Source organism: Gemmatimonas sp. (assembly GCF_041689975.1).
Taxonomy (GTDB): Bacteria; Gemmatimonadota; Gemmatimonadetes; order Gemmatimonadales; family Gemmatimonadaceae; genus Gemmatimonas.
This window is the reverse complement of the sequence record NZ_JBDNFF010000245.1, coordinates 1-8,197: the sequence shown is the minus strand read 5'-3', so window position 1 is coordinate 8,197 and position 8,197 is coordinate 1. Positions and strand designations below refer to the sequence as shown.

Genomic DNA, 8,197 nt, shown 5'->3' with positions numbered 1-8,197 from the left:
GATTGGAACGGTATAAGTGGTTGATTTTCCTGGGGAACGGCGTCGTTTGGTCTGGTCTCGACTTGAACGCCGAGGCGCTCGATGTCGGTCTTTTGCACGGAGGCGCGCGGGACTGTCCTGCATCGAAGAACAGCCACGACAGCATTGATGGTTCGCCGCGCCCCCGTCCGTCGGCACGATTCCCATTTCCTTCATTGTGCTGTTCTTCGCGTCTCTTCGCGTGCTTCGCGTGCTCCGCGTGCTTCGCGAGCCTCGCGCGAACCAGCTGGCTCTCCGACCGCTCCGATGCAGCCGCACGCACCGCAGTTCGCGCGAAGTCCGCGAAGATCGCGAAGGCCCGCGAAGAAAACGCACCTCGGGATCGCGAAGCAAGGTCTACCACTTGACCGGCAGAGCATGTAACGAAATGCTACAGATCCCGAGTGTGGCCCTGTTCGAGCAAGTCCCGCTCCATCAACTGCTTACGCCACAACCCAGTCATTCAGACGCTGATCTCGAGGCCATTCCATTCGTTCTCCTCTAAAAAACGTTGGGACACTACTGGTGTTGACCGCATACGGGTGCTCGGCGCCTCTGCGTCTCCGCGAGATCAGTTCGAAAGCCCTCTAGATGTAGTCAGTCGGAAGGCGACGTCATCATGGTTACTGACCGAGCACGATCGCGAATATCAACGGCGCCACGATGCTCGCGTCGCTCTCGATGATGTACTTCGGCGTCTCGATGCCGAGTTTGCCCCATGTGATCTTCTCGTTCGGCACCGCGCCCGAGTACGAACCGTACGACGTCGTCGAATCGCTGATCTGACAGAAGTAGCCCCACAACGGTACTTCAGTGCGCTGCAGGTCCTGATGCAACATCGGGACGACGCAGATCGGGAAGTCCCCGGCGATACCGCCGCCGATCTGAAAAAAGCCCATCGACGCGTCCTTCGTGACTTCGGTGTAATGGTCGGCCAGATACATCATGTACTGAATGCCGCCCTTCACCGTGTGCACGTTCTTGATGTTGCCGGTGATGACGTGCGACGCGAAGATGTTGCCCGTCGTCGAGTCTTCCCAGCCCGGCACGATGATCGGCAGGTTCTTCTGCGCGGCGGCCAGCATCCACGAGTTCTTCGGATCGATCTGGTAGAACTGCTCGAGTTTACCGCCGAGGAGAATGCGGTACATGAACTCGTGCGGGAAGTAGCTCTCGCCGCCCTGATCGGCGGTGGTCCATTCGTCGAGAATCGCCTTCTCGATCCGACGGATCGCTTCCGCTTCCGGAATGCAGGTGTCCGTCACGCGATTGAAGTGCTTCTCGAGCAACTGCTGCTCGTCTTGCGGCGTGAGATCGCGATAATTCGGTACGCGCTCGTAGTGATCGTGCGCGACCAGATTGTAGATGTCTTCTTCGAGATTCGCGCCCGTGCACGTGATCGCGTGCACTTTGTCCTGCCGGATCATTTCGGCCAACGACAGCCCCAACTCCGCCGTGCTCATCGCACCGGCAAGTGTGACCATCATCTTGTTGCCGGCTTCGAGATGGCGCACGTAACCATCGGCGGCATCGATGAGAGCGGCCGCATTGAAGTGGCGGTAGTGATGACGGAGAAACGCCGTGACGGGCGCGGACGTGGACTGGGCCATGAGATGAACGACTCTGTTCGGAATGGGACAGCGACGACCGGAGGCGGACGGCGCCGACGGGAATCTAATCGGCCCCGGTCGTGTCGCGGTCGCGGGCCTCATCCGGGCGCTCGCCGGATCGCCCGCTCCGACGGAGCCCCAACCAAGCCGCGCCGACGCCGAAAGCGACCACGACCACGCCCGAGCCGGACGTTGCCGCGCCGGCGGCAATGATCACGCACAACAGCGCGGCGACGCGCATGCCGACGCCCTCTTCACGCGGCGGCGGCAGGTAAGCGCCGGCGGCCGGAGCCGCACCCCAGCCTCGACCGTCCGTCTCGATCGCGCCACCTGACGCCCTGATGGGCGTCACTCGACTCGACATCACCTGACTCGGCGTGGCCATGCTCGGCGTGGCGTGACCCGGTGTCAATTCGCGAGGATGCTCGATCCAACCGTTGAGTGTGCGCTCAAACGTTCGATCAGGCGAACGCTCCTCGAGCAGTGCGAGGCCAAGTCGCACCGGAATGAGCGGTCCCTTCGCCGGCTCGCCCTGCACCGGCGCCTCATACTCCCCACTCACAAGTGGCATGACCCGCAGTTCGCGTTCGTGTTGCGGTGACGTCTCGACGGTGAAGTGCGCACACGCCGCCAACAGACGCCGCTGCGCGTCGGGGATGCTCGCCCCGAGGCGACGGAGCACTCGCGCGGCGTCATCGAACCGCTCGGTCTGCATCAGTGGCATCCACTGGGCAAGAAGCACCTCCAACGGCGATGCGCCGACGGTGGCACGCGCGGACGGCGCGCTGTTGGTGAGAGCGAAGACGATCGCCGTGAGCACTCCGCGCGCCGCATACGCCTGTTCCGGCGTGCAGGCGCCGGCCATCGAGCCACCGGCGCTCAACGCGCGAATCAGCATACGCCCCTCACGCACGACATCGGGCACGGACAGCGTCGCGAAGTGGGCGCCGAGACGCGCCATCGCGCGCTCGGCCACATTGCCGGTGACGCAACGGATCGCACGATCGCTCGCACTACCAGTCAGATCGTCGTTCGGAATTCGTGCGTCGCTGCCGATCGCCGTGTGCTCGGACGCCGCATGCTCCACGGTCCAATCGTCGCCGTCGAACATCGTATCGCGTGTGGCCGCGCCGAACGCTTCGAACACCTCGTGGTTGCCGGTCGTGAATGGGGCGGTCACATCCACGCGACCACCGAACGCGCTACGCGACGTACTCCGGGAGTGATCCGCCCCGATCGACGTCAAGGTCGCGCGCGCGAACTCCACCGCGGGATGATCGGGGAATCCCCGCATGACCTGCAGTAGTAGTCGTTCCGCCTCATTACCGTTACCCTGTCGCGCGAGCACGATGACCTGCTGCATGAGCAGCACCGGGTGCGTCGCCGGCGATTCAACGGCCTCCGCCATCGCGACGCGGGCGCCGGACACGTCGCCGTCGGCCAGCCGCGCCACCGACTGCATAAAGCGCAGAGCGACCGACGACGGCTTGCGCTGCAGCGCTGCGGTGCAAACCCGCTCGGCTTCGCCCGGAAGCCCCAGCACGGTCAACGCGCCGCTGCGGAGATACCAACCCTCCTCGGTGAGCTGTGCGCGCTCCCAGACGCCATCGAGCGTCGCCAGCGACTCGGCGGCCAGCCCCCGCAGGAGCGCTCCGCGCGCCGTCTCGAGCCCGACCTCGAGCGCCACTGGCGCCACCGTTCGGCGCTCCACCAGCAGGTCGGTCGTACCGAAAATGTCGAGGAGGTCGAGCCCGCTGCGAGCCAGCGGCGATGACGGCATCGACGAGCGGCTCGTCCCGGAAGGAGCCACCGGCGCCAGCGCCTTCGACGGCGCGACCGGCCCCACGGGCCCGAGGGACAAGGCGCTTGGCAGCACGGTCGGGACGATCGGCAACGACGGCAACAGGCGCGGAGTGCCGCCTATGCCGGGGGTATCCGGGGGCATGTGCGAGAAGTATCGGCTGCATGGCCACGGAATTGCGCGTTCCGCACGCTCCTGATCACACGAGGGTCCCGATCAGGGCTTCCTCGTGATCCACACGGCTGTAGCCGCCGATTTCCTTGAACCATCGGTACGCGCCCCCGTTGCGGTCCAGCGCAATCTGTCGCCCGGTCGTGCTGTACTCGTACGAGCGCAGCTCTCCCACATCGTGAGGTCCATGGACGAATCCGATGAACCAGAATGAGGCGGTGGCGTCGATCGCGGCGGTTCCGAACACCAGCGCGAGAACGCGCTGGAGTGGGTACCAGTCCGGCGGACGATATTCTGGGAAGATGTCGGAGTTGCGCACGGTCGTTGCTCGCTGGACGCTTCGTGCCGCGCGGTGTCACGATCCGTCACAGCGAGGGACGTGGATGTTCCAACGTGTCGACCCTCGGTGTTCCAGCGCGCACGAACATGAGGCCGCGTTCGTGTGCGAAGACCCGAGCGCTACGTTCGCGCGCGGATGAAACGCGTGGTGGCTTCGAGCGAGGCGCGCGCTTCCGGCAGCACCGCGGCAAAGAACTGCCACACGTGCGGCACGTGGGGCCAGAGCTGGAGCTCGACCTCCACCCCGGCGTCACGCGCGGCAATTGCCACACGAATCGCATCGTCGCGCAGAACTTCATCTTCACTGGCGTGGACCAGTATCGGCGGCAGTCCGCGGAAGTCGCCGTACATCGGTGAAATCAACGGGGACGTCGGGTCGGCATCGCCGACGTAGAAGCGGGCCGCGCGACGAATCGTCTCGCCAGCGAACATCGCGCAGCTATCGGAGTTCTCGTCGAGCGAACCGCCGGTGGCGGCCAGATCCGTCCACGGACTGAAGGCCACGATCCCGGCGGGATTCGGCCACTGCACGTCGCGAATTGCAAGCGCGAGCGACAGGGCGAGCCCGCCGCCGGCCGAATCGCCGGCAATCACGATCTGCGAAGGCGCGATGCACTCGACGTCGAGCAGATAGCGATAGGCGGCCTTGGCGTCATTCAGCGCCGCCGGAAACGGATGCTCGGGGGCCAGACGGTAGCGCGGCACGAAGGCGCGCCCACCCACGCGACGAACCAGCGACGACACCAACGGACGATGCGTCTCGGGTGAACAGGCGATGTAGCCGCCACCGTGGAAATACAGGAGCACAGGGGCATCGGACGCATGGCCGGGCCATGAAACGATCTCACCGCCGGGCCACCCGTGCTGCGCCTCGCGCAGCTGCACCGAGGCGCCGGTGACCCGAGCCATCCAGCGACGCGCCGTACGCGGCCGACCCATCTGGCTACGCACCCACAACGGGTCGATCGGCGTGTGCGCGTGTGGACGCATCCGCGCGCTCACGAGCAGATGCACAATCCTGGACTGCCAACTGATCGGGATGGCGGACGGGACGCTCGACATCGGTTTCACTCGAAAACGGCTTAGACGCCCACCTGTTTCTCGACGCGGTCGCGATAGTGGCGGCTGAGACGCAGGCGCGTACCATCTTCGAGGATGACCACGTAATCGCCCGAGAACCACTGCTGCATTTCGCGCACGCGATTGAGATTCACGATCGTGGAGCGGTGAATCCGCGCAAACAGGCGTGGGTCCAGCGTCTCTTCGAGATGGCTGATGCGTTCCCGGATCGTGTGCGCAACCTTACCGACGTGCAACCGCACGTAGTTGCGATCGGCTTCGATCCAGTCAATTTCGGCGGTCTTCACAAAGAACATGCGACCGTCCTGCTTCACCAAAATGCGGCTGGCATATCGTCCGCCCGTCGCCGCCGCCGCGCCGTTAGCGCCGGCCACTGCCGTTCCGGTGGATTGTGCGTTTCCGTAGCCCGCGGCTCCGGCGAAGCCCGAAGACACCTCCCCGCGCGCGTCAGCGAGCCGACGTACCGTCTCCAGCAGTTCGCCGAGCCGTTCAGCCGCCACCGCGTTCGCGCGCTGCTTCCTCGCCTTGTCGAACGCCGCCTTGAAGCGCTCCTCGTCGACCGGCTTCAGCACGTAGTCCACCGCGTGCACGTCGAAAGCGCGCTGCGCATGCTCGTCGTACGCGGTAATGAAGAGGACCATGGGCACGTGGCCTCCGTCGAGTTCACGGAGAACGCCAAACCCGTCGAGCCCTGGCATCTGGACGTCGAGACAGACCAGATCCGGCTGCAGCTCGCGAATCAGCGCTACCGCCTGATGCCCGCTTTCGGCCTCACCGACCACCTCGACATCCGCTTCCGTCTGCACGAGTCGGCGAACCCGCTGCCGCGCCAGACTTTCATCGTCAACGATCAGGACTCGCACACGCACCCTCTTCGCCTCCGTTCGACATGCCGACGGCCTATCCGGTGCGCGCCGGGAGGAGCAGCGCGCGTGTCGTCGATCGATCATTCCTGCGGAACGGCGTCGCTGACCGATGCCGTTTTAGGATTGCAGGGATGGTTGCACCAAGTACCACGAAAGGAAAGTGCAGCCGTGAAGCTGCACCTTCATGCCTACTTTGTATACTACGTTGTCCTGCAGGTGAAGTTCCAATAGATCGCAGAGCACGCATCGCCTGGATGGCGATACCCCCCAAGCCGCCGCTTCATGGTGTCCACGATTCATCCCGTCACGATTGCCGATGAAGGCGTGCGCCTGCGGCGCGTCACGCGCTTCCTCTTTGCCGTTCTGTGGGTCATCCCGGCCGTCTTGGCCGCACTGCAGCTCACGCTGATCGGTGATGCCTCAGGGACCCATTACACCATCGCCACGTCGCTGTTCTGGCAGGGGGCGTCGTGGATGATGTGGGGGCTCTGGTCGCAGGTGGTGCTCACTCTCGTGGAACGGGTCAAACTGGATACGGCGCGGATCCTCCCCTGGATCTCGATGCACGTGGCCGTGAGTGCCGTGATCTGTGCCGTGAACGTGTTCGCCATCGCCTGGCTCGATCATGTGTTCGGGGCCATCGGTCAGGTTACCAGCTACGCGTTCGCGGTCCGGGTCGTGCTCGTCAACCATCTCGACTTTCAGGTGGTGCTGTACTGGGCCGTCATGGGCGCCGCGTACATGGTGGAGTTCGTGCGGCGCTATCGTGAACGCGACCGCGCCGCGACCGCCCTCGAGCAGAAACTGGCGAGCACGCAACTCGAAGCCCTCCGTATGCAGCTCAATCCGCATTTTTTGTTCAACGCACTCAACTCCGTGGCCGAACTGATGGAGATGGACGTCCGCGAAGCGCAGCGGACGCTGACCCGCGTGGCCGATCTCCTCCGCCTGTCGCTCCGCAGTGCGGGTACGTCGCTGATTCCCGTGTGGCAGGAAGTCGAACTGGTCGAGCTCTATCTCCAGATCGCGCGCGTCCGCTATGGGCAGGGACTGGACGCCGATATTACCGTCGATCCCTCGGCCGTGGACGACATGCTGCCCAGCTTCCTGCTGCAACCGCTGGTCGAGAATGCCCTCAAGCACGGCCTCGCCCCCGGCCATCCCGACCAGAGCATCGAAGTGCATGTGAAACGCAGCGGCGGCAGCCTGGAGATCATCGTCGAAGACAACGGCCGGGGCCTCGACGGCCTGCTGACCACCAGCGGACGCTTTCTGGCTGCTTCGCCATCGGTGGACGGCCTTGGCATCGGCCTGACCAACACGCGGATGCGACTCACGATGCTGTACGGCGACCGGTACGCCTTTCGCATGAGCAACCAGGCATCGGGCGGATGTCGCGTAGAAATTCGCATTCCCGTCGACGACCGCTGACGCTCCACTCCCAGGCTTTCCACGGTATGAACACTCCCTCTTCGTCGTCCGGCCGCATCATTGCGGCCCTGGTGCTCGCCACCGGTATCGCCAGTGGCGGTTTCCTCGTCGGCACCGGCTAAGCGCGCATGCGCACCTCCGATCGCACGGTGTCCGTGAAGGGCGTCGCCGAACGCGAAGCGAAAGCCGATCTCGCGATCTGGCCGCTGCGCCTCGTCGTGACCGACGATGATCTCGTGCGAGCCAACACGGCGCTCGAACGTTCGTGCAGCAGGTTCGTGCGTTCCTGACCGCGCAGGGACTCGACTCCACCGGTACCGAAGTGAGCTTGCAGGAATTCTCCGTGCAGGATGCGCGCACGGTCGGCGGCTATCAGAACACAGGTCGCTACATCATCCGGCAGACGCTCGTCGTGCGCTCCACGCGCGTGGACCTCGTGCAGACCGCCAGCCAGCGCGTGCCGGACCTGGTGCGCAACGGCGTCGTGTTGTCGTCGGGGCAGGAATACGGTGGCGGCGGTCCGACGTGCGTCTTTACGAAGCTCAACGATCTCAAGAACCCGATGATCGCCGAGGCTACGTCACGCGCGCGCGAGTCGGCGCTACAGTTCGCGCGCGACTCCAAGAGCACCCTGTCCGGCATTCGCAGCGCCAATCAGGGCGTCTTCGAGATTCTGCCACGTGATCAGGCGATGGGCATCTCCGAGGAGAGTCAGGTCACGAAACGTGTACGCGTAGTGACCACGGTCGTGTACGGCCTCGCGAACTGAAGACTTGCTGGGCAGTCGTGCACACGAACGCTGATCGGCCGAAGTGTTTGTCAATAGACAGCACTGAGAACGACAGGGCTCTGCGATCTCTGCGTTCTCGGCGCCTCTGCGT

Annotated in this window: 8 protein-coding genes; 3 read left to right on the top strand and 5 right to left on the bottom strand. The window is 64.5% G+C overall.

Going from position 1 to position 8,197, the window contains the following annotated elements; genetic code table 11:
* Nucleotides 1–641: 641 nt before the first annotated feature.
* The 5 genes from ACESNG_RS15745 to ACESNG_RS15725 all read right to left on the bottom strand — a co-directional run bounded on the left by ACESNG_RS15745 (nucleotide 642) and on the right by ACESNG_RS15725 (nucleotide 5,888).
* Nucleotides 642–1,628: a deoxyhypusine synthase family protein gene (locus ACESNG_RS15745; RefSeq protein ID WP_373060978.1), complete on the bottom strand. Its 987-nt coding sequence runs from the start codon at nucleotides 1,626–1,628 to the stop codon at nucleotides 642–644.
* A gap of 64 nt (nucleotides 1,629–1,692) precedes the next feature.
* The gene (locus ACESNG_RS15740; protein WP_373069679.1) at nucleotides 1,693–3,573 is read right to left on the bottom strand and encodes a tetratricopeptide repeat protein; all 1,881 of its coding nucleotides are present in this window, start codon (nucleotides 3,571–3,573) and stop codon (nucleotides 1,693–1,695) included.
* Between the two features lie 55 nt (nucleotides 3,574–3,628).
* Entirely contained in the window at nucleotides 3,629–3,919 is a 291-nt protein-coding gene (locus ACESNG_RS15735) for a hypothetical protein (protein ID WP_373069677.1), read from the bottom strand.
* Nucleotides 3,920–4,059: 140 nt separating this feature from the next.
* Nucleotides 4,060–5,001, bottom strand: coding sequence for an alpha/beta hydrolase (locus ACESNG_RS15730; protein ID WP_373060975.1), 942 nt, complete (start codon nucleotides 4,999–5,001; stop codon nucleotides 4,060–4,062).
* Between the two features lie 20 nt (nucleotides 5,002–5,021).
* Nucleotides 5,022–5,888, bottom strand: coding sequence for a LytR/AlgR family response regulator transcription factor (locus tag ACESNG_RS15725; RefSeq protein ID WP_373069675.1), 867 nt, complete (start codon nucleotides 5,886–5,888; stop codon nucleotides 5,022–5,024).
* A 279-nt stretch (nucleotides 5,889–6,167) separates the two neighbouring features.
* Between ACESNG_RS15725 and ACESNG_RS15720 the strand changes: the two genes are divergently transcribed.
* The 3 genes from ACESNG_RS15720 (at nucleotide 6,168) to ACESNG_RS15710 (ending at nucleotide 8,085) form a co-directional block, all read left to right on the top strand.
* Nucleotides 6,168–7,316 (top strand): sensor histidine kinase, encoded by a 1,149-nt coding sequence (locus ACESNG_RS15720; protein ID WP_373069673.1) that lies wholly within the window; start codon nucleotides 6,168–6,170, stop codon nucleotides 7,314–7,316.
* 128 nt (nucleotides 7,317–7,444) lie between these two features.
* Nucleotides 7,445–7,606, top strand: a complete 162-nt coding sequence (locus tag ACESNG_RS15715) for a hypothetical protein (protein WP_373060972.1) — start codon at nucleotides 7,445–7,447, stop codon at nucleotides 7,604–7,606.
* Nucleotides 7,582–8,085: an SIMPL domain-containing protein gene (locus ACESNG_RS15710; protein ID WP_373060971.1), complete on the top strand. Its 504-nt coding sequence runs from the start codon at nucleotides 7,582–7,584 to the stop codon at nucleotides 8,083–8,085. The genes ACESNG_RS15715 and ACESNG_RS15710 overlap by 25 nt, the downstream gene beginning before the upstream one ends.
* Nucleotides 8,086–8,197: the final 112 nt, after the last annotated feature.

Coding starts and splice junctions, on each gene's coding strand:
- ACESNG_RS15745 (WP_373060978.1), bottom strand. CDS start 1,628: ATGGCCCAGTCCACGTCCGCGCCCGTCACGGCGTTTCTCCGTCATCAC.
- ACESNG_RS15740 (WP_373069679.1), bottom strand. CDS start 3,573: ATGCCCCCGGATACCCCCGGCATAGGCGGCACTCCGCGCCTGTTGCCG.
- ACESNG_RS15730 (WP_373060975.1), bottom strand. CDS start 5,001: ATGTCGAGCGTCCCGTCCGCCATCCCGATCAGTTGGCAGTCCAGGATT.
- ACESNG_RS15720 (WP_373069673.1), top strand. CDS start 6,168: ATGGTGTCCACGATTCATCCCGTCACGATTGCCGATGAAGGCGTGCGC.
- ACESNG_RS15715 (WP_373060972.1), top strand. CDS start 7,445: ATGCGCACCTCCGATCGCACGGTGTCCGTGAAGGGCGTCGCCGAACGC.